22 protein-coding genes are annotated in these 23,140 nt (G+C 62.8%); 15 read left to right on the forward strand and 7 right to left on the reverse strand.

The window, feature by feature from the left end:
- Positions 1–49: 49 nt before the first annotated feature.
- The 3 genes from IG122_RS20000 to IG122_RS20010 form a co-directional block, all read right to left on the reverse strand.
- Positions 50–1,339: an imelysin family protein gene (locus IG122_RS20000; RefSeq protein WP_226893781.1), complete on the reverse strand. Its 1,290-nt coding sequence runs from the start codon at positions 1,337–1,339 to the stop codon at positions 50–52.
- Between the two features lie 157 nt (positions 1,340–1,496).
- Complete coding sequence (locus IG122_RS20005) at positions 1,497–1,922, reverse strand: hypothetical protein (protein WP_193187862.1); 426 nt, start codon at positions 1,920–1,922, stop codon at positions 1,497–1,499.
- On the reverse strand, positions 1,888–3,075 hold the full coding sequence (locus IG122_RS20010) for a pentapeptide repeat-containing protein (RefSeq protein WP_193187864.1): 1,188 nt from the start codon (positions 3,073–3,075) through the stop codon (positions 1,888–1,890). The genes IG122_RS20005 and IG122_RS20010 overlap by 35 nt, the downstream gene beginning before the upstream one ends.
- A 256-nt stretch (positions 3,076–3,331) precedes the next feature.
- On the opposite strand from IG122_RS20010, the gene IG122_RS20015 reads away from it, so the two are divergent.
- The gene (locus IG122_RS20015) at positions 3,332–4,435 is read left to right on the forward strand and encodes a hypothetical protein (RefSeq protein ID WP_193187867.1); all 1,104 of its coding nucleotides are present in this window, start codon (positions 3,332–3,334) and stop codon (positions 4,433–4,435) included.
- 13 nt (positions 4,436–4,448) lie between these two features.
- On the opposite strand, the gene IG122_RS20020 is transcribed toward IG122_RS20015, so the two are convergent.
- On the reverse strand, positions 4,449–5,651 hold the full coding sequence (locus IG122_RS20020; RefSeq protein WP_193187869.1) for a pentapeptide repeat-containing protein: 1,203 nt from the start codon (positions 5,649–5,651) through the stop codon (positions 4,449–4,451).
- Positions 5,652–5,897: 246 nt separating this feature from the next.
- Here IG122_RS20020 and IG122_RS20025 point away from each other — a divergent pair, with 246 nt between their 5' ends.
- The 8 genes from IG122_RS20025 to IG122_RS20060 all read left to right on the forward strand — a co-directional run bounded on the left by IG122_RS20025 (position 5,898) and on the right by IG122_RS20060 (position 11,834).
- Positions 5,898–6,338 carry a TIGR01244 family sulfur transferase gene (locus tag IG122_RS20025; RefSeq protein ID WP_193187871.1) on the forward strand — a complete coding sequence of 147 codons (441 nt, stop codon included), beginning with the start codon at positions 5,898–5,900 and terminating at the stop codon, positions 6,336–6,338.
- A gap of 142 nt (positions 6,339–6,480) precedes the next feature.
- A complete protein-coding gene (locus IG122_RS20030) occupies positions 6,481–7,095 on the forward strand; it encodes a PAS domain-containing protein (RefSeq protein WP_193187873.1) in 615 nt (204 codons plus the stop codon).
- A 72-nt stretch (positions 7,096–7,167) separates the two neighbouring features.
- Positions 7,168–8,304 (forward strand): TIGR03364 family FAD-dependent oxidoreductase, encoded by a 1,137-nt coding sequence (locus IG122_RS20035; protein WP_193187875.1) that lies wholly within the window; start codon positions 7,168–7,170, stop codon positions 8,302–8,304.
- A gap of 18 nt (positions 8,305–8,322) precedes the next feature.
- Positions 8,323–9,138 (forward strand): phosphonoacetaldehyde hydrolase, encoded by an 816-nt coding sequence (gene phnX, locus IG122_RS20040; RefSeq protein ID WP_193187877.1) that lies wholly within the window; start codon positions 8,323–8,325, stop codon positions 9,136–9,138.
- Positions 9,139–9,288: 150 nt separating this feature from the next.
- Positions 9,289–9,888, forward strand: a complete 600-nt coding sequence (locus IG122_RS20045; RefSeq protein WP_193187879.1) for a DUF2062 domain-containing protein — start codon at positions 9,289–9,291, stop codon at positions 9,886–9,888.
- A gap of 31 nt (positions 9,889–9,919) precedes the next feature.
- Positions 9,920–10,861: an acetamidase/formamidase family protein gene (locus IG122_RS20050; RefSeq protein WP_193187881.1), complete on the forward strand. Its 942-nt coding sequence runs from the start codon at positions 9,920–9,922 to the stop codon at positions 10,859–10,861.
- Positions 10,862–10,879: 18 nt separating this feature from the next.
- Positions 10,880–11,344 (forward strand): hypothetical protein, encoded by a 465-nt coding sequence (locus IG122_RS20055; RefSeq protein WP_193187884.1) that lies wholly within the window; start codon positions 10,880–10,882, stop codon positions 11,342–11,344.
- A gap of 7 nt (positions 11,345–11,351) precedes the next feature.
- A complete protein-coding gene (locus IG122_RS20060) occupies positions 11,352–11,834 on the forward strand; it encodes a gamma-glutamylcyclotransferase family protein (protein WP_193187885.1) in 483 nt (160 codons plus the stop codon).
- Between the two features lie 12 nt (positions 11,835–11,846).
- On the opposite strand, the gene IG122_RS20065 is transcribed toward IG122_RS20060, so the two are convergent.
- Complete coding sequence (locus IG122_RS20065; RefSeq protein WP_193187887.1) at positions 11,847–12,434, reverse strand: 3'-5' exonuclease; 588 nt, start codon at positions 12,432–12,434, stop codon at positions 11,847–11,849.
- A gap of 528 nt (positions 12,435–12,962) precedes the next feature.
- Between IG122_RS20065 and IG122_RS20070 the strand changes: the two genes are divergently transcribed.
- The 4 genes from IG122_RS20070 (at position 12,963) to IG122_RS20085 (ending at position 17,317) form a co-directional block, all read left to right on the forward strand.
- The gene (locus IG122_RS20070) at positions 12,963–14,489 is read left to right on the forward strand and encodes an ankyrin repeat domain-containing protein (protein ID WP_193187889.1); all 1,527 of its coding nucleotides are present in this window, start codon (positions 12,963–12,965) and stop codon (positions 14,487–14,489) included.
- Positions 14,490–14,527: 38 nt separating this feature from the next.
- The gene (locus IG122_RS20075; RefSeq protein ID WP_193187891.1) at positions 14,528–15,295 is read left to right on the forward strand and encodes an SDR family oxidoreductase; all 768 of its coding nucleotides are present in this window, start codon (positions 14,528–14,530) and stop codon (positions 15,293–15,295) included.
- Between the two features lie 131 nt (positions 15,296–15,426).
- Positions 15,427–16,668, forward strand: a complete 1,242-nt coding sequence (locus IG122_RS20080; protein ID WP_193187893.1) for an FkbM family methyltransferase — start codon at positions 15,427–15,429, stop codon at positions 16,666–16,668.
- A gap of 178 nt (positions 16,669–16,846) precedes the next feature.
- A complete protein-coding gene (locus IG122_RS20085; RefSeq protein WP_193187895.1) occupies positions 16,847–17,317 on the forward strand; it encodes a hypothetical protein in 471 nt (156 codons plus the stop codon).
- 268 nt (positions 17,318–17,585) lie between these two features.
- Here the strand turns inward: IG122_RS20085 and IG122_RS20090 are convergent, their stop codons facing one another.
- Together IG122_RS20090 and IG122_RS20095 are read right to left on the reverse strand one after the other, a co-directional pair.
- Positions 17,586–18,041 (reverse strand): GNAT family N-acetyltransferase, encoded by a 456-nt coding sequence (locus IG122_RS20090; RefSeq protein ID WP_193187897.1) that lies wholly within the window; start codon positions 18,039–18,041, stop codon positions 17,586–17,588.
- Positions 18,042–18,089: 48 nt separating this feature from the next.
- Positions 18,090–20,339 carry a CHASE2 domain-containing protein gene (locus IG122_RS20095; protein WP_193187899.1) on the reverse strand — a complete coding sequence of 750 codons (2,250 nt, stop codon included), beginning with the start codon at positions 20,337–20,339 and terminating at the stop codon, positions 18,090–18,092.
- A gap of 152 nt (positions 20,340–20,491) precedes the next feature.
- On the opposite strand from IG122_RS20095, the gene IG122_RS20100 reads away from it, so the two are divergent.
- Both IG122_RS20100 and IG122_RS20105 read left to right on the forward strand, forming a co-directional pair.
- Positions 20,492–22,111, forward strand: a complete 1,620-nt coding sequence (locus IG122_RS20100) for a GspE/PulE family protein (RefSeq protein WP_193187901.1) — start codon at positions 20,492–20,494, stop codon at positions 22,109–22,111.
- A gap of 1 nt (position 22,112) precedes the next feature.
- Positions 22,113–23,138, forward strand: coding sequence for a type II secretion system F family protein (locus IG122_RS20105; protein ID WP_193187903.1), 1,026 nt, complete (start codon positions 22,113–22,115; stop codon positions 23,136–23,138).
- The last annotated feature ends 2 nt before the right edge of the window (positions 23,139–23,140 follow it).

Below are 23,140 nucleotides of genomic sequence, written 5' to 3' on the forward strand. Positions count from 1 at the left end.
CGGCGTGAGCCGCCCCCTAGTGGGAGAGATATGCTGGTGTCGCACCCGCTTACTGAAAGACAGCTCCCGGGTTGTCGAGACTGTCGGAGCCTTCGAACTCGAGGGCAGACAGACCGAGCGCTGCGACGACACGCTCGATCGACTTGGTTTGCGCGGTCAGGGCGTCGACGGCGGCTTGAACGATCTCATTGCCGCGCGCGTTTCCCTCCGCGAGCATCTGGTCATAACGCTGACCCTTCTCCGCTTCGTCGGAGAGGACCGTCATCCTGTTCATGGTGGCGTCCAGGGCGGCGCGCAGGTCGGCGTCGGCACCCTTGTCCGTGGCGGCGACCAGGGCGGACAGGCTCGCGCCTTTCACGACCGTGCCGTTGATCCGCTTGTATTCGCCGAGATAGACATTCCGGATTCCCAGCGCATCGTTGTAGTGCGAGCGGTGGGTGTTATCGCTGAAGCAATCATGCTCTTCCTCGGGATCGTGCAGCATGAGGCCGAGCTTCATCCGCTCGCCGGCGAGTTCGCCGTAGGAGAGGCTGCCCATGCCGGTCAGGATCGTGGCGATGCCCTTGTCCGCATCGCCATCCAGAAGGCCGGTGCGCGCGGCGCCGCCGTCGGCCCACTGGGCCGCCATCCACTCAAGCTCGTCCACCAGCATGTCGGTGGCGACGGCGAGATAGGCGGCGCGGCGCGCGCAATTGCCATTGGTGCAGTTCCCGGTGTCGAAATCGCTGGCCTTGCGGTCACCCGCGCCTGCGCCGGTGCCGTTCAGGTCCTGCCCCCAGAGCAGGAACTCGATGGCGTGGTAACCGGTCGAGACATTAGCCTCGATCTCGTCGATCTCGTGCAGCGATTCGACCAGAGCGCGGTCGATCGTACCGGCGTCGATGGTCTTGCCGCCGATCGTCATAGCCGGGTTCGCGATCACGTTCGCGGTGTAATAGGGATTGGCGTCCGACTCGGAGCCGTAATAGTCGGTCTTCACGTAGTCGATCAGGCCTTCGTCGAGCGGCCAGGCGTTCACCTTGCCTTCCCAATCATCGACGATCGCATTGCCGAAACGGTAAGCCTCGGTCTGCTGGTAAGGCTCGCGCGCGGCGATCCAGGCGCTGCGCGCCACGGCCAGATTGGCCTCTGTCGGCGCTGCGATCAGCGTGGAAACCGCATTGCGGAGGGATTCGGCGCTCGCGAGGGAGTCGGCATAGCCGGCCGCGGCGATGTCCGCATAGGTCGCGAGCACTGCTTTCTTGGAGCCGCTCTCGTCGGCGCTGGCCGGGAGGCCGGTCAGGGCGCCGGCGACTGTCGCTGCGGCGATCACCATCTGTGCAAAAATCTTGGTCTTCATATCTCTCGCCTTCATTTGGCCGACCGGTCGGAGCCGTCGGTTCCGGTGTCGATGAGAGAACCTTATTGAAAGTCATTCTCAATTGCAATAGCCATAGAATACTAATTTTGTCTTCTTTAAAATGCAATTATTTCAAATGGATAAAGAATATTTTGGATCAGGAGGACGGAAGTTCGTCGGGGATCGCTTCGAGGACAAGGGAGGCGTAAACGTCGGATTCCAATATCAGGTTCTGAAGCTCCAGATGGGCGAGTTCGATCTTCACGCGGAGGCCGCCATCATTTTGGGAAACCCGGTCGCAGGCGATGCAGGTTTTCGTTCCCGTGAGACGAAAGTAGGTGCGGGATGAGTCAAAATCGGGCAACTCGCCGACGATATGCATTCCGATGAGCGAGATGTCCTGCACCGCAACAGGCCAGCTTTCCCGGAAGTCCGGCGACGTAGAGATCGCCCCCGTCAGCGATGTCTCGCGACGGTTGAAGCTGCGACGTTCCGGTTGGCCTTCTGGGGCGCGCGATGTGATTGACGGTGCGATTGTCCGATCCCCGTCAGATAATGCCGGTGCAGTTATCGATTCTGGCATGTTCCCAGATCGTGCCGACCTGAACCGAGTCGTTGAAGATCGCGCCATCGATCTTGGCGCGGCCGAAATTGGTGCCGTGAAGGGCGGCGCCGTTGAACATGACGGGTATCGTCTTGCCAGTTCGCTGGTGTTTCGCATTGAAGATTTCGGCGACTTCGAGGCGCGCGCCCATGAACTTCGTTTCCCGCAGATCCGCGTTGGAGAACATTGTGCCACGGAGGGCCGCGCCAATGAAGCTTGCACGAACCAGGCTGGCACCGGAGAAATTGGCGAGCATCAATTCGGACTGGTCGAAAGTCGCGCCGTCCAGATTTGCGCCCGAGAATGTCGCGCCGCGCAGATCGCATCCCGTCAGCTCGATCTCGTGCAGGTCCATGCCGCTGAAATCGGCCCGCTCGCCAACCTCGCCGTTCGAGACGATCCACTTGCTGTGCAACCCGATCATCTCCGCGATCTCGCCGGGAAGATCCTCGCTGTTCTCCAAAGTGATTGCGCCGTCGAGATTGGTATTGTGCAGCTTGGCTTTCGACAGGTCGACATTGCGCAGATTGGCGCCCGAAAGATCGCAGTTCGAAAGGTTCGTTCCGACGACAGAAGCGCCGGCGAGAATGACCCCGCGCAATTTGGACCCGGAGAGGTCAGCCCCGTCCAGGGTCGCGCCGGCGAGGTTGACCGCATGCATGTCGTCGTCGGTGAACATCGTGCCGATGGCGCGGACATTCGTCAGATTGGCGTCCTGAAGGTCGGCTCCGCGAAGATCGACGTCGTTCATATTCGCGCCGTCCAGATTTGTGCTCGTGGCGCCGCCGTTGCTCTTGGTGGCCCATCGGACGATCTGGCCGGGCCGCATGTCGGCCTCCAGCAGGGAGGCGCCGGTAAGGTCCGCCATCGTGAAGTTCGCGCCGCGGAGGTCGGCTTTGGAGAAGATCGCGCCCTTCAGGTCTGCCCAGGCGAAGTTCGAACCGTAGAGATCGGATTTGCTGAAGTCGGTGCGCCCGCACGAGGTCTCGGTGAAATCTGCGCAAGGGATGACCGCCTGCGTCAGGGACATGTAGTCGAAGCGGCATTTCGAGACGTCGAGGTCGTTGTGGTTGAGTCGGGTCCCGCCCGGCCGCCCGGCGACATATGCATGGTGCGACTTTATCGAGGTCATAACCTCTTCTGGGATGGGGCGATGCTCGGATATCTCAAATGCCACGGTCATGCAGACACTCGAAGGTTCAATATTTGCCGCATGCGCGACGCGAATGCACGTGACGGTGAACCCCCCGGAATTTGGGAGATCGTGCATCCGACGAAAGCCACGGGACGCATTTTCTGTTCAGGTTCAAGGTGGTTTCCGACCGCCATAGTATGGCTTAGGTTATGGAGCAATCCTTTACACTTGGTGAACGAGTATGCAGGAGACCGTGAGATCGCAGCCGCCCGTCGGACGCCGGGACGACCTGCGCCTTTCCTTGAATCAGCTTCTCTTCGGTCTGTCGCAGTTCGGCTCGAACGCGGTCGTGGCATGGCGTCCGTCACGCAAGGGCCTTGAGATCATCCTGCTGCCGAAGACGCGTCTCTTTCAACTGAAGGAGCCGGAGGAACGGATCTTCGAGGGGCCGCGTCACTGCACGGACGAGGAATTCAAGCTCATCGTGAGTTTTCTCGGTGTGCAACCGACGGAAATCCGGCTGGATTTCCCGATCGGAGGCAGCGGCAACGGGCTTTCGCACGACGATGTCGAATCCGTCATGTCCCGCTACTCGATCGGATTCGCCCGCTTCCGCACCGTCTTCCTCATCGATGTCGTCGGGTTCTCGAAATACAGCCCGGAAGAGCAGGCAAACCATCTGTCGACGCTGAAATTCAGCCTCTCGCTCGCCGAGGCGACCCTGCACCAGAAAGGGCTGCCGATGGTCATGGGGCGCTCGACGACCGGCGACGGCTATTACGTCTGGAACCTCGAGACTGGCATTGAGGAGGATATCAGCCTCTTCGTTCTGATGACCCTGTTCTCGCTCTATTACAAGAGCCTGCAGCGGGAAATGACGGACAAGATGCCGCTGCCGGACATCAGATTGGCTCTCAGCGGCGGTAGCCATTACGTATTTTACGAGCCGAGCCCGAAATATGTCGCGCGCCACGAATATATCGTCGGCGACGTCACCATCAATGTCGCCCGTCTGATCGGCAAGGCGCGCACGGATCAGATCCTGGTCGGCGATTGCGCGAACCTCTCCCTCGGCTCAGACATCTGGACCGCGCACCGCTATGTCATGGCGGCGAACAAGGTTCTGGACGGGTTCAGGGGGCTGAATGTTTTCGGCGACCAGGTCGAGGAGATCAGGTTCTACCTCACAGGCCCGAAGGACGAAGCGCGGTTCCGCAATCAGAAGATCAAGATCGTGGACAAGCACGGTTTCGACCACATCTGCTACAACGCCAAGGTCAATACCCACATGAAGGGGGCGAAATCGATTTTCGCCGGGTTGCAGCATCAGGATTTGCGGAATTCGATGAAGAGCTGAGGCGCGCCGCGCCTTATCTGACGATGCTTTCCATGTCGACGCCGTCGAAGTTGACGTTGTTCAGGTTCGCCGCGCTCATGTCGGTCTTGCGCACCTTCCCGGTCCGCTTTCCGTCGGCCCCGAAAATCGGCATGGCGCCGACATGGGCGTTGGAAAGATCCGCTCCGCTAAGGAACGCGCCTTTCAGATTGGTGCCGAACATCAGCGCGCCCGCGAGCGTGGCGTTCATGAGATTGCACTTCTCGAGATCGGCCAGCACCAGGTTGGCGAAGGACAGATCGGCATCGCTCAGATCGCAGGAATAGAGCGATACACCGGTCAGGTTCTGGCGCCGCAACTTCAGTTTGCGCAGCGACATCGATTTGATGATCGCGCGTGTTCCGCGTTCGCCGTTCGACTGCAGCCATTCGAAATGCTGGGCCAGTGCGATCCGCAATTCCTGGGGCAGCGATTTGAAATCGCCCGTGGTGTTGAGATCGATGCTGAGCTTGACGTTGTTGATCTCGTCGAAGGCGTGCGCATCGGTTTCGGCTCTGGCGAGGGCATCCTCGCTGACCATGCTGTTGGCGAGGCGCGCGCCCTTCAGGATCGTGCGCTCGAGCTTGGCGTCCGTCAGGCGGGTGTCCGAGAGATCGGCATCCTCGAGATTGGCGCCGGTGAGGTCCACTCCGGACAGATCGGATCCGAAAAGCTCGGCACCCTTCAGATTTGCTTCCCGGAGGCTGGCACCACTCAGATCCACATTGGAGAACTTGGCGCGTTGACCGCGGGCGAAATCCATCAGGCAGGCGCTGAGATCGCTCTGCTCCATGCCGATCGTTTCACCCGGCGAGTCTCCAAGGACCAGGCCGCCACGGAAATCCGCATCCTCGAGGTCGGCATGGGACAGGTCGGCATTCTTCAGATTGACGCCGCGCAGGATCGTGCGTTTCAGCTTGGCCCGCTTCAGGTTCGCGCCCTGAAGCTTCGCGCCGAAAAGATCGGACTCGCTCAGGTCGGCATCTTCCATCTGGGCGTTCTGCAGGCCCGTTCCGACCAGAACGGCGCGTGGGAGCAAAGCGCTCTTGAGATCTATGCCGGCAAGGTCCAGGCGCGACAGATCGCACTGCTTGCCGCCGGGTTTGCGTTGCAGCCACTTCTTGTGCTCTGAAAGGAATGTACCCATGAACTTCTGGGCGTCTTCCTGCAGAAGATGCTGGTCAATCGACCGTGACACTATAGGTTCCCCCAAACCCATGTCCTGATCCAGACTCACTGGAAGCACTGGAAGCGAAGTGCGCGGCATGGTGGTCTTCAACATGTTTTATATCAGATCGCATATGATAATGAACCAAGTAGGCAAAATCGGCGGTGCGATTCACCACGAAAGGAACAATTTGTGGCTGATAGAGAGTCGTTTTGAACCCGGCGTTGTGAGAAAAATCAATCAGATTTCAGAGTCGTTGAGGCGGAGTGCACCATAATGAATATCAGAGAAATCAGCGAGCATTATGCGGTCGATGGTCAGGTATTTCCTTCAGATATGCAAGCGATAGCTGATCAAGGCTTTAAATTCGTGATCAACAATCGGCCGGATGGGGAGGAGCCGGGACAGGCTCTTGAGGTCGATCTGAGGGCCGCGGCCGAGGCCGCGGGGCTGTCGTATCGTTTTATTCCGATGACCATGCCTACGCTCACTCCCGAACTGGTGGCGGAGCATCATACGGCGGTCGAGTCGGCCGACGGACCCGTTTTTGCCTTTTGCCGGAGCGGGACGAGATCGACGATCCTGTGGGCGCTGACCCAGGTCTGTTTTCACGGAAAATCGATCGCCGAGGTTACTTCCGCCGCCGCGGCACAGGGATATGATCTTTCCGGCGTTGCGCCGCTCCTCGAGGGGTATCGGACGGAACTTGGCAGCTGAAGAGAATCCAAGTTTGAAATAATGTCCGATCAATATCCGCGTAAGGTGCAGAAATAAATTTTCTGCACCAAATAGGTTTGTATTTTCTTTGTTTTTCAATGCGAAAAGGGTTTGAGTTAAATTAAAATGAAATGATAGATTCGTGTCTGGACCGGAGCGAGCTACTGCTGGCTCTCCTGCATCGCGTTTGGGGCGTGTTGCGTTGCGGAATAGCACGGAATCTGTATTAGGGAACGGCGTTCTCTGTCGCGCGTTCGATTACTGGACTCGCATCCGCAACGGGGCAGCGATGCCGTTGCGCCGCGATCTGGATCCGATGGATATGGGGCCGGCTCTGCTTCCTCACAGCCTGCTGACGGATGTCGACGTCGCAGCGGGGAGCGTGCGCCACAGGGTGGTCGGAACGAACTTCGCCGAGAATTTCGGCCGGGATATTACGGGCATCGACCTCTCCGAGGTTCTGCGGGGAAGTTACTTCGACTTCGTCCACGGTCTCTTCATGCTCACCTGCAAGGAAAAGCTTCCGGTCTTCTCGCACAGCCGCTTCCGCTGGGACGAGGGGCGCATGCTGCGAACGTCCCGCCTGATGATGCCGCTCTCGCGCGATGGCAGGAACGCGGACATGGCCATTGTCGTGCAGGTTTTCGAGCACGAAATGCCGCCGGTCCTGCCGCGAGTCCAGATTTTCGAGAACGGCTCGTGGCGTGACATCTCCGAGCAATACGCATTTTTCGCCGTTGATGCGCCGGTGCTTTAGGCACTACTGAGTAACCTACTTGTCACGCCGGTATGCTATCCGCAGCCGGCACCTCAGTTCGGGCGGGCGAAAATGGCAAATTCCTACGATCTCGCGATTGTCGGCGGCGGTATCTGCGGTCTGGCGACGGCGCTGGCCGCTTCGAAGCGCGGCAAGCGCGTCATCGTCATCGATCGGGACGCCCAATCGAACGGCGCTTCGGTCCGGAATTTCGGCTTCGTGACCGTTACCGGCCAGAAAGCGGGTGAAACCTGGGAACGGGCACGCCGGTCGGCCGAAATATGGCGCGATATTGCCCCCAAGGCGGGAATCCCGGTATTGCATGAAGGCCTTCTGATCACGGCGCAGCGACCGGAAGCGGTCGCCGTTCTGGAAGAATTCGCCGCGACCGAGATGGGCCGCGAATGCTTGATGCTGACTGCGGAGGCTGCGGCGGCGAAGGCTCCGGTGCTGGTCTCGTCCCGTCTCGCCGCGGCGATGTGGAGCCCGCACGAGGCGCGCGTCGAACCGCGCCAGGCGCTGCCGAGGATCGCGCAATATCTGCAGGCCGAATGTGGCGTCGACATTCGCTGGTCCACCGCCGTGATCGGTGTTTCTGATGGAGGCGTGGAGACGACCGCGGGCCTGATCGAGGCCGAGGCGGTGGTCGTCTGCCCCGGGCCGGATCTGGCAACTCTGTTTCCCGAGCGTCTTGCCTCTTACGGCCTCCGCCTTTGCAAGCTGCAGATGTTGCGCTTGGCGCCGCAGCCGCCGGAATGGAAGTTGCCCGGCGCGGTCATGTCGGATCTCAGCCTGGTACGGTACGAGGGCTATACCGAACTTCCGGCGTCCAAGATTCTGCGCACGCGCCTTGAGGTGGAGCAGCCGCAATGGCTGGCTCATGGCATTCACCTGATCGTCGTGCAGGGGGCTGACGGCTCCCTCGTGGTGGGGGATTCCCATCACTATGCCGCGACGCCCGATCCGTTCGCGCCGGCCGCGGTGGAGGATCTGATTGTCGAGGAAGCGGGCCGCGTGCTGGCACTGAAGAACAGCAAGGTTATCGAGCGCTGGACCGGGATCTACCCGTCCGCCGCCGACCGCACGGCCTTTATCGACACGCCGTCCGAGGGCGTGCGCATTCTTGTCGTCTCGAGCGGCACGGGGATGAGCACCGCATTCGCGCTCGGAGAGGAAACCGTCGCATCGCTCTACGGCGCGGCGGCATAAATTCGGAAGGAGTTCCAGATGTCCGCGGAGAAGCTTGAGCTAAAGGCCGTCATATTCGATTGGGCCGGCACGATTATCGATCATGGCAGCCGGGCGCCGATGGGGGTCTTCCAGCGTGCCTTCGCCGCCTTCGATGTCGAAATCACGATCGATGAGGCGCGCGCGCCGATGGGATTGCCGAAATGGGATCACATCAAGGCCGTGGGAACCCAGCCGCGGATCGCGGAAGCCTGGGAGAAAGCGCACGGCGCGGCGTTCACCGATGCCGATGTCGACCGGATCTACGAGGTCTTCGTGCCGATGAATGTCGACGTGATCCCGGATTTCGCGGACATGATCCCGGGGGCGCTCGAAACCGTCGGCGCCCTGCGGGAACGCGGTATGAAGATCGGCTCCACCACCGGCTACAATCGCGAGATCATGGAGCGGCTGGTGCCGATCGCGCGCGATCTTGGCTACGCGCCGGATAATATGGTCTGCGCGGGAGATCTCGCGCACGGGCGGCCGACGCCGCTGATGATGTATAAATGCTTCCTCGATCTCGACGTCTGGCCGGCCGCGGCCTGCATCAAGGTCGACGATACGGAGCCCGGCATCGCGGAAGGCAATGCGGCGGGCTGCTGGACGGTCGGCGTCACGGTGTCCGGCAATGCTTTCGGACTTTCCCGCGAGGAGACCGAGGCGCTGGACGAGACGAGCTTCGCCGCGCGCAAGAAGAAGGCGGAGAGGACCCTCAGGAGCGCCAATCCGCACTATCTGATCGATAGCGTTGCCTCGCTGCGCGATGTGGTCGACGACATCGCGGCCCGGCTGGCGAAGGGCGAGCGACCATAGCTATTTCGTCGCAGGGCCCTTCTTAAAGCTGGATGCGGTCACGAAATGTAAAGACAATCGTGCAAATCTCTCTTTGCGCGCGGCGGCTGCGGCTTGCTATGGCTTGACCGTGACGCCGATTGGCAACTCTCGACCAGTTTGACCGAACATATGATCACTCCGCTCAGGCGCCTCATGCGTTACCGGCTCGTCATTCCCATCCTGCGGGGAACCGATTTGCCGGACTATACCGCCCGCGGGGTCGGCATCGGGGTCGCCGTCTCTCTGACGCCCTTGGTTGGAATACAGATGCCGATCGTCGCCGGGATCTGGTCGCTGATCCGCCTGCTGCGCCCGAACTGGACTTTCAATCTCGTGGTTGCGCTGGCCTGGACGTGGCTCACCAACGTCTTCACGGTGCCGATCGTCTATTACATTTTCCTGCAGACGGGGAACCTGATGCTGGGGCGCTGGGACAATCTCAGCGCCTTTGAACATTTCTCAGCGCGTCTCGAGCAGATTCTCGGACAGGACGTTTCCGGGATCATGGCGGTCTGGGTCTATTTCGCCGCGATGCTGGACGAGTGGGGGCTGCCGCTCTTTGTCGGCTGTCTTCCCTGGATGATCGGCGGCGGCTGGCTGAGCTATCGCTGGAGTCACGTCTACATCGAGCGGTTCAAGAAGGCACGGCGGGAGCGCCAGGCCAAGAAAGCGGCGCGGAAGAAGGCTGCGCTGAAATCGGGACAGGCGGTCGTGGAAAACGGCCACTGATGGGTTTCTTTTCGTCGGGCGGGGGAGTCAGATGAGCGAGCACAGACTTGAAAGCAGTCCTAAGACGGTTCACTGGGGATTCTTCGACGCCGCGCTGGAACCGGTCCTGTCGGTGGCTTCCGGCGACGAAGTGACGATCTCGAGCATCTCCGGCGACAAGCCGGTTCTGCCGGGCCCCGGATACACCGTCCTGCCGGAACATCTCGAAGTCATCGAGACGATGCGGCCGGGCCTTCCGGGGCATATCCTGACCGGGCCGGTTCATGTCGAGGGCGCGAAGCCGGGCGACGTGCTGCAGGTCGATATCCTCGACGTCAAGCCGCGTCAGGACTGGGGATTCAATTACAGCGCGCCGCTCAAGGGCACGCTGCCGGACGAGTTCGACGAGATCACCCATGCCACCATCGCCATCGATATGGAGCGCAATGTGGGCCGGCTGCCCTGGGGGCTCGAACTCCCGCTCGCGCCGTTCTTCGGCGTCATGGGTGTCGCGCCGCCACCGGCCTGGGGGCGGGTCAGCACGATCCAGCCGCGCGCCAATGGCGGCAATCTCGACAACAAGGAGCTGGTCGCGGGTTCCACCCTCTATCTGCCGGTTTTCGTGGAGGGCGCTCTGTTCTCGGCGGGTGACGGGCATGGTTGCCAGGGCGACGGAGAGGTCAATGTCACGGCGATCGAAATGGCGCTGCAGGGCCGTTTCCGTCTGACCGTGCGCAAGGATATGAGCCTGAAGCTGCCGCGCGCGGAGACGCCGGACCATTTCATCACCATGGCCTTCAACGAGGACCTGGACGAGGCGGGACGCGAGGCATTGCGCCAGATGCTGGACCTCATCACAGAGCGGACCAACCGCAGCCGGCCCGAGGCCTACATGCTCTGCAGCCTTGCAGCCGACCTTCGGGTGACCCAGATGGTGAACGGAAACAAGGGCATCCATGTTATGCTGGCGAAGCATCTGCTGGATGTCGGGTAATTTTTCGGGAAGGCCGTTTTGGGTAAACCGCTCCGCAATCTGTCTCTTGCCGTGATCTGCGCGGTCGTGCTGACCGGCATTGCCGGCGGCGGCGGTCCGGCGTCGGCGGAGCGTGCTTCGCCGGACAAGACGAACCCGCGTCACATGTCCCGCGCGCCGGAGCGGCCGGAATGGCGGATGAAGCGGGTGACCCTGGAAAAAAGCACGATCTACGAGAACGCGGCGAAGCGCGGTCTGCTCATGCTGGAGAGCCGCGCCTTGAGGCAGGTCGCCGATTTCGACAAGCAGGCGACAGACGCCTGCCGCGACGGACGATTCAACCGCTTCGGCGGCGGTATCGCGCGGATCGGCGGGCGGACCTACAGGGCGGCCCGCGCACGCGACATCCGGCGGCCGCGCAATTACCCGATCGAGCAGGGCGTCTATATCTTCACCCGGGAAGGCTCGACCCGCTGCACGGTACATCTCGCCGCGGACCGGTAACGCGAAGATGCGCCTCCCCTATTTCTTTTTCGGGACCCTGATGGACCCGGATGTGTTGCGGCTGGTGCTCGGACGGTCGCCCGGGTCTTTCTCCACCGCTGCCACATTGCACGGTTACGCGCGTGTAAGGGTCGCGAACGAGCCTTATCCCGCGCTCGTCAGCGCGCCGGGCGCGAGCGTCGACGGCTTGCTGCTGCGGAACTATTCCGACGAGGATGACCGGAGGATCCGCTATTTCGAGGATTTCGATTTCGCCATCGAACAGACCGTGGTCGAAACGGCGACCGGGCCGGAGGATGCTCATTTCTGCGGTGCGATCAGCAACATCGCGCCGACGGATCTGCCCTGGTCCTACGAGGATTGGATGCTGACCGAGAAGGACCGGTTCCTCCAGGTTGCCGAGATCTATATGGCGGCCTACGGCACCCTCGAGGGTGAGGCTGCGGACAAGCTCTGGCTGGATACGGTCGCGGACCTGTTCGGCCGCTGACCGGCTTATTCCTCAATCGAAATGTTCGTGGGGCAGATAGCCGAGGCCGAAACGCTCGCGCCAGGCGAGGAACAGCCGCGCGGTGTCGATTGCGTCTCCCTCGGCCCGGTGGGCGGTGCCGGCCCGTTCCAGCTTCATGACTTCGAGCGCTTCGTCGAGCGAGATCCGGCGTCCGCCGGCGAGCACATATTCCTGCACCTGGCAGAGATCCAGATAGCAGTGCGAGAAGGGATCCACGGCCTGTTTCGCCCGAACTTCGGTATCGAACAGGGCATTGTCAGACCCCCAACCGAGCCAGAGTTTCGAACTCGAACCATAGGTCTTTCGCAGCCGGTGGCAGGCGTCCTGAAAACGGATCCCGTCGGCGGCGATCATCTCTGCGGTGATCCCGGTGAACTCGGCGCAGAAAGCCGAGATTTGCGAGTCCACAGGTTTTGTGAGGATCGAGGTTGTACGGACGATCTCGTCGCGTTTCAGGTCAATTTCGGCGAGCCCGATCTCGATGATCTCAGGACGCTCGCCCGCGGGCGGGGGGCCGTCCCAGCATGTCAGTTCGAGATCGACGACCAGAACGCGGTCGTGCCTGAGGTTCTTGTGCATCGATGCCGGTTTTCGTTCCGTGTGCGATGTGGGCCGTGCGCGACCACGGAAGGCGGAAATGCAAAGCCCCACCGCGCGTCTGCGTCAGGTGGGGCATAGCATTTTTTCATGTCTGTTGCATAAGACAGACTATCGAGCCTGAGGCTCTCTGATCTTCATATGTCTGCGGACTTACCGGCGGCCCGGGCCGCCTCGTTGCCGTCGCGCCCCTTCGTCAGAGACGCGGTTCCTGCATCGGTGGTTCCATCGCGTTAACGATCTCCCTCTTTGGGTTTCGCCTTGTCCGGATGGGACAATGAAAGCGTGACTCCGAATGGGCCGAGGGTCAACCGGACGGGGGCGATTTCGTGTGCATACCTTGATCGCTTGCGTTGCATGAGATGCATGCCGATGGTAGCAATCCCGAGCCGGCAAGGCGGCGTCCCGATCCGCGGAAAGCGAAAGCACCTTGGAGTAGAAGTCTTTCTTCCGGTTTTCCTCCGGCGCCCGACGTAGCGGATCCATGGGCGCGCTGTCGGGAGAAAACGGATGTCCGCAACACTCGATAACCTGCGCCGTTCGGCAAAACTTCTGAGAAAAGCGATCGCTGCCGGCGATCCTGCCGCGACCGCGCGGCTGCGCGCCGTCCTGACGGATGTGACCGCGCCGCGCCACGCCGACGTTCTTCAAGTCGTTGCCGTGGAGCATGGCCACGAAAGCTGGCCGAAACTTAAACTCGCCCTCGAGGCCGGCGAGATGACCGTTGCGGAAAGAGCGGATCGGCTGAAGAAAGCGCTCTTCCACGGTCAGGGCTGGGTCATCGAAAAGCTGCTCGGCGCCGAGCCGGCGCTAGCCCATTTCGACTTGGCGATCGAACTCGCGCTTTACGATCTCGAGGCTGTGCGGGCCCGGATCGCCGCGGACCCGGCAGCGGCGCGAACGGAAAACGGAGGCCGCACGCCGCTCGTCCATCTCTGCTTCTCGCGTTATCACAAATGTGTGGAGGTCCCGTCAGAGCGGATCCTCGCGGTCGCCGAACTGCTGCGGGCCAACGGCGCCTCCGCGAACGAGAGCTACGCGGAGGATCCTTCGGATACACACCGTCAATCCGCGCTCTACGGTGCGCTCGGGCACGGGGACAACATGCCGCTCGCGGCCTGGCTTCTGGAGCACGGTGCCGACCCGGACGACAACGAGAGCCTCTACCACTCCGTCGAGCTGGAGCATCTCGACGGGCTGCGCCTGCTTTGCCGTTATGGTGTCAATCCCGCGCGCACCAACGCGCTCGCCCGGGCTCTCGACTTCGACCGCATCGAAGCCGTCCGGATTTTGCTCGAACACGGCGCGGATCCCAACGAGGGACTTCACCCCCATCCGAGCGGGCAGCCGCCGGTGACCTTCACCGCCCTGCATCAGGCGGCGCGGCGGGGGCGCTCGGGGGCATTCGCCGAACTGCTTCTCGAGCACGGCGCCGAGCCGCGGGCGGTCTGGAACGGCCGCACGGCCTATGCCCTCGCCTGTCTCTACGGAAACCGGGATTTCGCCCGGGTACTGGAGGCGCGGGGTTGCGGAGAGGAGCTTCCGCCCGAAGTTGCCGTTCTGGCCTCCTGCGCCGGCGGCGGAGAGCCCGCCGGTGACGTTCGCGGATTGGCGCTCGGCAGCGAGGACCGCAAGCTCGCCGTCAGGATCGCAGGTCAGCCAGGGGCGCTACCACATCTGAAGGCGCTATTCGACGCCGGGCTCGATCCGGACGAGACCGACGAGATGGCGCTGACCCCGCTGCATGCCGCCGGCTGGAACGGGCAGGCGGACCAGGTGGCCTACCTGCTCACATTGAAGCCGAACCTCTCTCACCGGAACCGCTTCGGCGGCGATGCGATCGGGACAGTGATACACGGGGCCGAGTTCGCCCCTCCCTCGGACGCGGCCGATTACCTCGCCTGTGCGCGGCTGTTGCTTGAAGCCGGAGCCCGATTTCCGGAAGAGGCTCTTGCGGCGACAGGCTCGGAAGAAATGGGGGCCTTTCTTTCCGACTGGCGAGAGACACATGGTATCGGAGGAACAAGCGACGGATAAATCAACGACCGTCAGCAAGAACAAATGGGAGCAAAGGGATGGATCTCGGACTGAAAGGCAAGCGCGTCCTGGTGACCGGCGCGTCGAAAGGCATCGGCCTCGGCTGCGCGCGGGCGTTCGCGGCGGAAGGCTGTACTCTCGATCTCGTCGCCCGCGATAAGGATCGGCTGGAGGAGGCGCGCGACCTGCTGGCCGGTGCGGGCGCGGACTGTGCGATCCATCCGGTGGATCTCTCCGCGCCGGGCGCCGTCGAACGGCTCAGCGCGGCGGTTCCGGTGCCGGACATCGTCGTCAACAACGCGGGTGCGATCCCCGGCGGCGATCTGCAGGCGATCGACGAGGCGACCTGGCGGCAGGCCTGGGATCTGAAGGTCTTCGGCTACATCAACATGGCCCGCGCCTTCTATCCGTTGATGAAGGCGAAAGGCGGTGGCGTGATCTTCAACGTCATCGGTCTCGCCGGCGTGAAGCTTGATCCGAAATACATCGCCGGGACGGCTGGCAATGCCTCGCTCAACGCCTTCACCAAGGCGATGGGGTCGAACGCGCTTGCCGACGGGATGCGCGTGCTCGGGGTCAATCCGGGACTGGTCGCGACCGACCGGCTGGTGACATTGCTGAAGACCAAGGCTTCGGCGGAAAAGGGCGACGAGAGTCGATGGCAGGATTTCCTGGCGGGCCAACCGCTCGGACGGGCGGCGACGGTGGAGGAGATCGCGGACGTGGTAACCTTCCTCTGCTCGCCGCGCGCCGGTTGGGCGACCGGGATCGTGGTCGATCTCGACGGCGGCCAGACCTACCGCTGATACATGAGTGAACCGGGCAGAAGCGGCCTCTCCGGAGGCCGCTTTCGTCTTGCCGCAGATTGCTGGCGTTCCCCGTCTGTCCGGCCGCCGGATCTATTTACAAGCCCGCGGAAATCTGGAACCAAGGCGCCATGTCATATTCGAGCGCTGCCTACAGGGCCATCTCCCACCCGATCCACCTGCCCGCGGCGCCCTATTGGGTGTACGGCGCCGATGCCCTGACCTGGAAACTTGTCCGGCTCGTCGCGCGGCTTCATCCGGGGGCGGAATGCCTCGGCATCATCGGACCGGACCAGAGGCTTCCCGTGACGGAGGGCGAGAGCTTTGTCCTGATCACGGATGCGGACTGGGAGGAGCGCGCGCGCCGGCTCTCAGGAGCCGGATGGCCGGCCGAGCGGATCATGGTCCTGCCACTGGCGGCGGATTGCCCGTCCAGCGGCTTTTCCCGGTTTCTGAACGACATTTCCGACCTCATCGACGGAGCAGACGAGCCGGAGCGCGTGCACCTGCCGAAAGACACGGCAATCACGATCCTGCTGCGCGAGGGGACCGCAAAGTTGGAGGCCGGCAGGATCGAGATCTCTTCCACCTTGTATCCGGCGGTTCATGAACCCAATCGCCTGAAACTCGGAGCCGGCGATATCCGCAAGGTCCACGACGCGCTCGCCGACGAGCAGAGCAGGAGTGCCTATCTCTCCGTGCTGCGGGATCCCCCGTTCGCGCGGCTCGATGCCTTTGTCGGCACGATGCTGCGGGGGCAGCAATATTTCGAGCATGTAGAGGTGTCACCGGGAGACACGGTACTGAATTTCGGAGTTTTCGACGGTTTCGAAATTCCCGGCTTCGCGGCCCTGATGCATGGGCAGGGCCGGCTGATCAATATCGACCCGCTCGGCCATACCTATCTCAGCCGCTATGTGCGGGATGCGCTCGACCAGTACGAGGGACTGGTCGAGCTGTTCCCTTACTGCGTCACAGACAGGGACGGGGAGACGGATTTTCTCCAGTATGACGACGGCCAGGCCGCCTCACATGCCCACGCGATGACCGCCGAAGCGAAGGCCCGAAGCGAGAAGTCGCTGCCGGTCTACCCAACACGCAAGCTCTCGACGCTGATCGAGGAGATCGCGCCCGAGCGAATCGACCTGATGAAGTTCGACGTCGAGGGTGCCGAGGAAATGCTGATCGCGGATCTTCCCGAGATCGTCGCCCGCTACCGTCCGCAGATCGCGCTCAGCGTCTATCACGCGACCCGGCATCTCTGGGAGATGCCGCTCCGGATGATGGCGATGTGCGAGGATTACGAGTTCCGTTTCGGCAGCTATTCGATGACGCGCTACGAGTCGATCTTCTACTGCCTGCCGCGGGCCTGATTCTGCGAGACTGCATTAATCCCGTTAAAATTGAAAAAATAGGGGCGCTTGTCGGCGAATGGTGCTCCTGAGTTTTGATTTTTCGTAAATCGAGCAAACGATGGTTGCCTTGAGCCCCCTTTGCTGGAACAGATGCTTCGGGGCCTGCGTATTCAGGTATTCAGTCGGGGATTATTCCATGAAGAAATTTTCGGTTGCGGCCGTCACTGCCGCAGCGCTCACCATGTCCGGTTGCGCGTCGAGTTCGCACACGATCGAAGCCCAGAAGGCGGATGCCGGAAAATACACCGGGCTCAACTGCCAGCAGCTCGAGTTCGAGATGGAGAGGGCGGCTGACAGGTTGCTGACCGCGAGCCGGGCGCAGGATGCGGAGGCATCTAAAGATGCGCTGGTCACCGGCGTGGCCATTCTGTTTTTCGTTCCGCTGGCGGTGGCCGCGGCCGGTGACAACGGCGAGGAGGCCGAACTGGCCAAGCGCAAGGGAGAGTTCGAGGCCATCGAGCAGGTCGCCAAGACCTCCAGTTGCGGCCTCGAACAGAAAGCTGCCGAAAGGCGCGCCGAGATCGAAGCGTATTACGAAATCCGCCGTCAGCGCGAGGTCAAGGAAGAGGACTACGATTCCGGACGGGGATACGCGGCGCGTCAGTAACGCTCCGTTCCATCCGATTGGGCACCGCCGGCTAACTGCAGCTGGCGGTGCTGGTCTTCGAGGCGGCCTGGGCGGAAGAAATTGGCCCGTAGTCAAATAGCAAGCAAATACCAGATCGTGCTCGCGATGGTTCCCAACAGGACTATCCAAAACTCGATCGTAATATCCCAACGCTGGAACTTGGAGAGCACGGGCTCGTGCGCGTAACCGCAGTTGCGACAGGCCTTCGCCAGGCTATCGGTCGTAAATTTGCATTTGGGACACTTAATCACAGCTTCAGCTTGAAGCCTTCGTGGCTCGCGGTGAAGCCGAGACTCTCGTAGAACCGGATCGCGTCGGTTCTGCTCTTGTCGCTGGTCAGCTGGATGATGCGGCAGCCGCGCTCCTTGCAGGTCGTAATCGCCCATTCCAGCATCTGCCGGCCAATGCCGCCGCCCCGGGTTTTGGAAGACACCCGCACCGACTCGATCTGGCCGCGCCAGAGCCCCTGATGCGAGAGGCCCGGCAGGAAGGTCAGCTGCAGGGTGCCGACGATTTCGCCTGAGTTTTCGGCAACGGCGAGAAACTGGTTTCCGTCCCGGTCGATGGCAGAGAAGGCTTCCCGGTAGCAGTCCGCGACCGGCACGCTGGTATCCTCGCGCTGCCTGCCAAGCTCGTCGTCGGCGAGCATTTCGATGATGGCCGGGAGATCGGCCGCAGTGGCACGGCGAAAGGCAAGGGACATGGAAAGCTCTTCTAATCGGTCAGGCAGGACGGTTTCTATAGCGCGTCGTCATTTCTCGAGCGAGATGTAAACCCCGTCCCAGTCTGCTGGCGGCGGTTCTTTCCTGAAGCTGGCGATGCGTGCGTCATAGAGATCGTAGAACTCGTCGAGTTTTTCCCCGAGCGCGCTGGCATGTTTCCGTGCGGCCGCCGAATGTGCCTCCGCGTCGCCCCAGCGCTGCTCCCGGAAAGCCGCGATCATCGCCGCATTCTCCTCCGAGAGCGTGGCGAAGGCCGGATCGGCCGCCTTTTCCGGTCCTCCGAGCACGGTGAAAATCCGGATCGGGACGGTCTTGCCCTTGACCGTGATCAGATCGAGCTCCAGCACCGCGTAGCCCGGCACTTCTTCCTTCGTGCTCTCGCTAACGACAATCTCGACGCCGTAGGTCTTGCACTGGCCCTCCAGGCGTGAGGCGAGATTTACCGTATCGCCGAGGGCGGAATAGTCGAAACGCTGGTCGGAGCCGACATTGCCGACGCAGGCCTCGCCGGTATTGAGCCCAATGCCGATCCCGATCTCGATGTCCGACTGGCGCCTCGCCGCCGCCTCGAGTTTCAGTTCCGAATTCAGCAGCACCAGCCGTTCGCGCATCGCGAGCGCGGAATCGACGCCTTCCTTCCCATGCCGAGGCACGTCCAGGGGGGCGTTCCAGAAGGCCATGATGCAATCGCCCATATATTTGTCGATCGTACCCTGTCGGCTCATGATGATGTTGGTCATCGGGGTGAGGAAGCGGTTAATCAGGTGGGTCAGTTCCTCCGCGTTCAGCTTCTCGGAGATCGTCGTGAAGCCGCGGATGTCGCAGAAGAGCAGGGTGAGCGGACGGATCTCGCCGCCGAGCCGGAGCTGGCCCGGGTCCTGCGCCAGGCGCTCGATGAGGGCGGGCGCCATGTACTGGCCGAAGGCGGTGCGGATTTGTTTGCGTTCGCGCTCGGTCGAGACGAAGCGCAGGAGCGATGCGCTGGTATAGACGGCGATCCCCATGATGCCGGGATAGATCGGGTCGAGCAGCAGGGCATGGTCGGTATAGGCGTACCAGCTCGCGGCAACGCCCGCGCCGACGATGCCGAGACTGAACAGTGTCGCAGGCAGGGTCGCGATCTGCGGCAGGGCGAAGATCAGGATGATCATGCCGCCGAGGAACAGCAGGAGCAGGATTTCGGCGCCGTCGGCCCAGTCCGGACGGTTCAGGAAATCGCCGAAGAACGCCTGTTCGAGGATTTGTGCGTGGACCGTGACGCCCGCCGCGTTGGGGTCGAGCGGTGTGGTCTGCTGGTCCTTGAGGCCGACGGCGCTGGTGCCGATGATCGTGATCGCGCCCTCCAGCCGCGGCAGAGGTTCGGTCGCTTCGAACACTTTCCATGCGGCGAGGGAGCGATCCGGAGCCGGTCCGGTATCGTGCAACAGGACCCGCCCGCCCTTGTCGGTCGGCAGCACGATCTGGCCGACCTTTACCTCAACGATCCCGGTCGCCTCGCCGAACGCTTCCTGACCGCTGGCGCCGGAGGATTTCACGACGAAGGTCGAGGCACCCTGGGCCACCCGGAGAATTTCTGCGGAGAGGGACGGGTAGAGCCTGTCTTTGTGCGCGACGAACATCGGCACCCGGCGCACGACACCGTCGCTGTCCGTGAAGGCATTCAGACTGCCGATGCCGGACGCCGCCTCGTCGATCTGCGGCAGGTTCGGGGTTGCACCGGCGAACTGGGTCAGGAACTGGAGAGGATTGTCGCCGGTGGTCGCGAAGCCCGCTTTCACGGGGGGACTCGCCCCAGTGTCCTGTTGGGTCAGGATGAAGCCGGAGACCGTCGCCGCCGGGACCGAAGCCATGGTCTCGGCAAGGAGGAGATCGTTATCCAGAGCCCCGCTCTTGCGGATCAGTTCCGAGATCTTGCCGGTACCGTCGCGGTCGGCCAGTTCCGCGAGCAGGCGGGCCGGAGATGTCCTGTCGGGCTCCGAGAACACGATGTCAAAGGCGATCAGTGCCACCCCGTGATCGCTCAGACGCTGAACCAGCTCGGCGAGTTTCGTACGGGGCCAGGGCCATTGGCCGTGCCGTTTCATCGTCTCCTCGTCGAGATCCACCACAACTACGGGCGCGTCCTGGTAAAGCCGCGGCGCGAGGCGCTGGTAGTTGTCGAAGATGCGGAGACGGAACTCTTCCAGCAGGATCGGATCGGCAATGCGGAAGGCGACGGCGAGAAACAGGATCACGGCAGGGAACAGGATCTGCAGTTTCTTGCCGCCCAGAAATCTCATGCCTCTCCGCCCGTCGGAACCTTGCCGGACAGACAGTCTGCCATGGCTCTTATCGCTATAATACTGATTCCCGACGCTTTTGCGTCTTGGAGCGATTGCGGGAGATGGCTCCCCGGCGTAGAGTCCGGCCGAGTCTGTCGCGAGAGCCGCCGATGATCGACTACACAGGATTACGGGACCTGCTGCGCGAGCGCGGGCATGACCTTCCGGACGGAGCGCTCACGGACCCCGAACGTCCGGACCGGGCTCTGGTCTCCGCCGGCCTGGTCGGCGAGGCCGAAATGGCGGAGGCGCTCGCCGCTTATCTGAACATTCCCTTCGCCGGGCCCGAGCGCTTTCCCGCCGCGCCGTTTGCCGCCGGCGGGGCGACGCTCTCCTTTCTCCGGCAATCCCGCATCCTGCCGGTCGCGGAGGATGCACGCAGTCTGACTCTCGCGATGGCGGATCCGCTCGACCGGGATGCCGTGCAGGCGATGGGACTGCTCGTCGGGAAGGACATCCGTCTGGAGGTCGCAAGTCCCTCCGATCTCGACCGGGCGTTCGACCGTCTCTATGGCAAGGGCGGGGACGGAGCCGTGGCCGTCAGCGCCGAACCGGACGTTGGGGGGGCGGCTGAAGACGGCCCGGCGGTCCGGCTGCTGGAGGATCTGGTCCGAACCGCGATCTCCAATCGCGCCTCCGACCTGCATCTGGAGCCGGCGGGAGGCGGTCTGCGCCTTCGTTACCGCATCGACGGGCGGCTGATGGAGCTCGGCGCCCGTCCGCCCGCCTATCTCACCGACATGTTGGTCGGGCGTATCAAGGTACTCGCGGGTCTCAACATCGCCGAAAAGCGCCTGCCGCAGGACGGACGCGCAAGCATGAATGTGGCGGGCCGGAAGATCGATATCCGGGTCTCGACGGCGCCGACGCTGAACGGGGAAAGCGTCGTCCTGCGCCTGCTCGATCCGGAACGCGGTCCGACCGACATTGAGAGTCTGGGGCTCGCCGGTCCGGTGGCCTCGGCGCTGACGGATGTGCTCTCGGCGCCGCACGGCATGGTGCTGGCGACGGGGCCGACCGGTAGCGGCAAGACCACGACGCTCTATGCCGCCCTGCGGCGGCTCAATCTCGCCGAACGCAAGATCGTCACGCTGGAGGATCCCATCGAGTACCGGCTCGACGGCGTCAATCAGATCCAGGTCAATCCGCGCATCGGGCTCGGTTTCGCCAACCTCCTGCGCTCCGTGCTCCGGCATGACCCGGACATCATCATGGTCGGCGAGATCCGCGACGAGGAAACCGCGCGGCTCGCCGTCCAGGCGGCCCTGACCGGGCACCTCGTGCTCTCCACGCTGCACACCAACGACGCGCCCGGCGCCGCGGCGCGGCTGATGGATATGGGGATCGAGCCCTATCTTCTGAGTGCGTCGCTCAGGGCCGTCCTGGCGCAGCGCCTCGTCCGCCGGCTCTGCCCGGACTGCAGGTCCATGGCACCGGCAGAGACCACGATTGCCGAACGTCTCGGGCTTCAGCCGGGGACAGAAATCGGCCGGGCGGTTGGATGCGCCCGGTGCCACGAGACCGGGTATCGGGGCCGCCTTGTGCTCTCCGAGATCATGCCGATGGACAGCCGTCTCGAAGCCGCGATCGCCGAAAGGGCGGATGCCGGGCGGCTGCGTTCGGTGCTCGACCCCGATCTTTCCATGCCGGCGGATGCGCGCCGGCGCCTCGTTGCCGGGGAGACAACAGCCGAAGAGGTGCTTTCCGTGCTCGGCGGCGCGCGGACCTGAGATGACGGCTTCGCGCGGCGATCTCCGGCTTTTCTTCCGTCAACTTTCCACCCTGCTCGAGGCCGGACTGCCGGTGGACCGCGCCTTCCGTGTGTTGGCGGGAGACCGGTCTATGGCCGGTCTTTCGGGCCTCGCGGGCGGTGTTGCCGGGAGGATCGAAGCGGGGGAGAGTCTCTCGGCGGCCATCGAGGCGGCGGAGGGGCCTTTCGATGGATTCGACCGTGCCGTCATCTCAGCCGCGGAGCGAACCGGCGAGCTCGCTCCCGGCATCTCGGCGCTCGCCCGTCATCACGAAGCCCGCCACGCCGAGAGGGAGAAGCTGCGCTCGGCGCTGACTTATCCGGCCGTCCTGACCATCGCCGCCCTCGCGGCGATCACGGCGCTGATGGTCTTCGTCATTCCCCGCTTCGAACCGATCTTCCGCCAGGGCGGCACGGACATGCCGGCCCTGACGCAGGCGCTTCTGTCACTCTCTGAAGGCGTTCGCGATTTCGGCTGGATCGGCCTGATGCTGATCGGGGTTCTACTGGCAGGTCTTTTCACCCCGGCGGGACGCCGGCAGGCCGACGAGGCCTTGCTGCGTCTGCCGGTTTTCGGCCGCTTGTTGGAAAGCCTCGAGATCGAGCGCTGGGCTCGGGGCCTTGCCCTGCTTGCCGGACGAGGCGTTCCGCTGCCGGAGGCTCTCCGTATCGCGGCCGCGCTCTTCTCGAACGCGGTGATGCGGGAGGCGGGAGAAGACCTCGCGGGCCGGGTGCGGGAAGGTCGGTCCCTTTCCACGGCGGCGGCGGAAAGCGGGCGTTTCCCGGATGCGGCGATCCAGCTGATCCGGATCGGCGAAGAGAGCGGTAACCTTGCTCTGATGCTGGAACGCACGGCGGAGTATCACGGCGGAGAGGCGCGCGAACGGCTCGCCGGGCTGACGGCTTTGATCGAGCCGGTCATCATCCTAGTATTGGGCGGCATCGTCGCCACCGTCACCGTCGCCCTGATGCTGACGGTGACGAGCCTGAACGATGCATTGCTCTGACG

It is taken from the genome of Nisaea sediminum, from assembly GCF_014904705.1.
GTDB lineage: Bacteria > Pseudomonadota > Alphaproteobacteria > Thalassobaculales > Thalassobaculaceae > Nisaea > Nisaea sediminum.

What these genes read in the sequence shown, in the direction of transcription:
- IG122_RS20065 (WP_193187887.1), bottom strand. Translation starts at nt 12,434, where the DNA reads ATGCACAAGAACCTCAGGCACGACCGCGTTCTGGTCGTCGATCTCGAA.
- IG122_RS20100 (WP_193187901.1), top strand. Translation starts at nt 20,492, where the DNA reads ATGATCGACTACACAGGATTACGGGACCTGCTGCGCGAGCGCGGGCAT.
- IG122_RS20045 (WP_193187879.1), top strand. Translation starts at nt 9,289, where the DNA reads ATGATCACTCCGCTCAGGCGCCTCATGCGTTACCGGCTCGTCATTCCC.
- IG122_RS20005 (WP_193187862.1), bottom strand. Translation starts at nt 1,922, where the DNA reads ATGCCAGAATCGATAACTGCACCGGCATTATCTGACGGGGATCGGACA.
- IG122_RS20025 (WP_193187871.1), top strand. Translation starts at nt 5,898, where the DNA reads ATGAATATCAGAGAAATCAGCGAGCATTATGCGGTCGATGGTCAGGTA.
- phnX (WP_193187877.1), top strand. Translation starts at nt 8,323, where the DNA reads ATGTCCGCGGAGAAGCTTGAGCTAAAGGCCGTCATATTCGATTGGGCC.
- IG122_RS20070 (WP_193187889.1), top strand. Translation starts at nt 12,963, where the DNA reads ATGTCCGCAACACTCGATAACCTGCGCCGTTCGGCAAAACTTCTGAGA.
- IG122_RS20085 (WP_193187895.1), top strand. Translation starts at nt 16,847, where the DNA reads ATGAAGAAATTTTCGGTTGCGGCCGTCACTGCCGCAGCGCTCACCATG.
- IG122_RS20105 (WP_193187903.1), top strand. Translation starts at nt 22,113, where the DNA reads ATGACGGCTTCGCGCGGCGATCTCCGGCTTTTCTTCCGTCAACTTTCC.
- IG122_RS20050 (WP_193187881.1), top strand. Translation starts at nt 9,920, where the DNA reads ATGAGCGAGCACAGACTTGAAAGCAGTCCTAAGACGGTTCACTGGGGA.
- IG122_RS20000 (WP_226893781.1), bottom strand. Translation starts at nt 1,339, where the DNA reads ATGAAGACCAAGATTTTTGCACAGATGGTGATCGCCGCAGCGACAGTC.
- IG122_RS20035 (WP_193187875.1), top strand. Translation starts at nt 7,168, where the DNA reads ATGGCAAATTCCTACGATCTCGCGATTGTCGGCGGCGGTATCTGCGGT.
- IG122_RS20075 (WP_193187891.1), top strand. Translation starts at nt 14,528, where the DNA reads ATGGATCTCGGACTGAAAGGCAAGCGCGTCCTGGTGACCGGCGCGTCG.
- IG122_RS20090 (WP_193187897.1), bottom strand. Translation starts at nt 18,041, where the DNA reads ATGTCCCTTGCCTTTCGCCGTGCCACTGCGGCCGATCTCCCGGCCATC.
- IG122_RS20095 (WP_193187899.1), bottom strand. Translation starts at nt 20,339, where the DNA reads ATGAGATTTCTGGGCGGCAAGAAACTGCAGATCCTGTTCCCTGCCGTG.
- IG122_RS20080 (WP_193187893.1), top strand. Translation starts at nt 15,427, where the DNA reads ATGTCATATTCGAGCGCTGCCTACAGGGCCATCTCCCACCCGATCCAC.
- IG122_RS20060 (WP_193187885.1), top strand. Translation starts at nt 11,352, where the DNA reads ATGCGCCTCCCCTATTTCTTTTTCGGGACCCTGATGGACCCGGATGTG.
- IG122_RS20010 (WP_193187864.1), bottom strand. Translation starts at nt 3,075, where the DNA reads ATGACCTCGATAAAGTCGCACCATGCATATGTCGCCGGGCGGCCGGGC.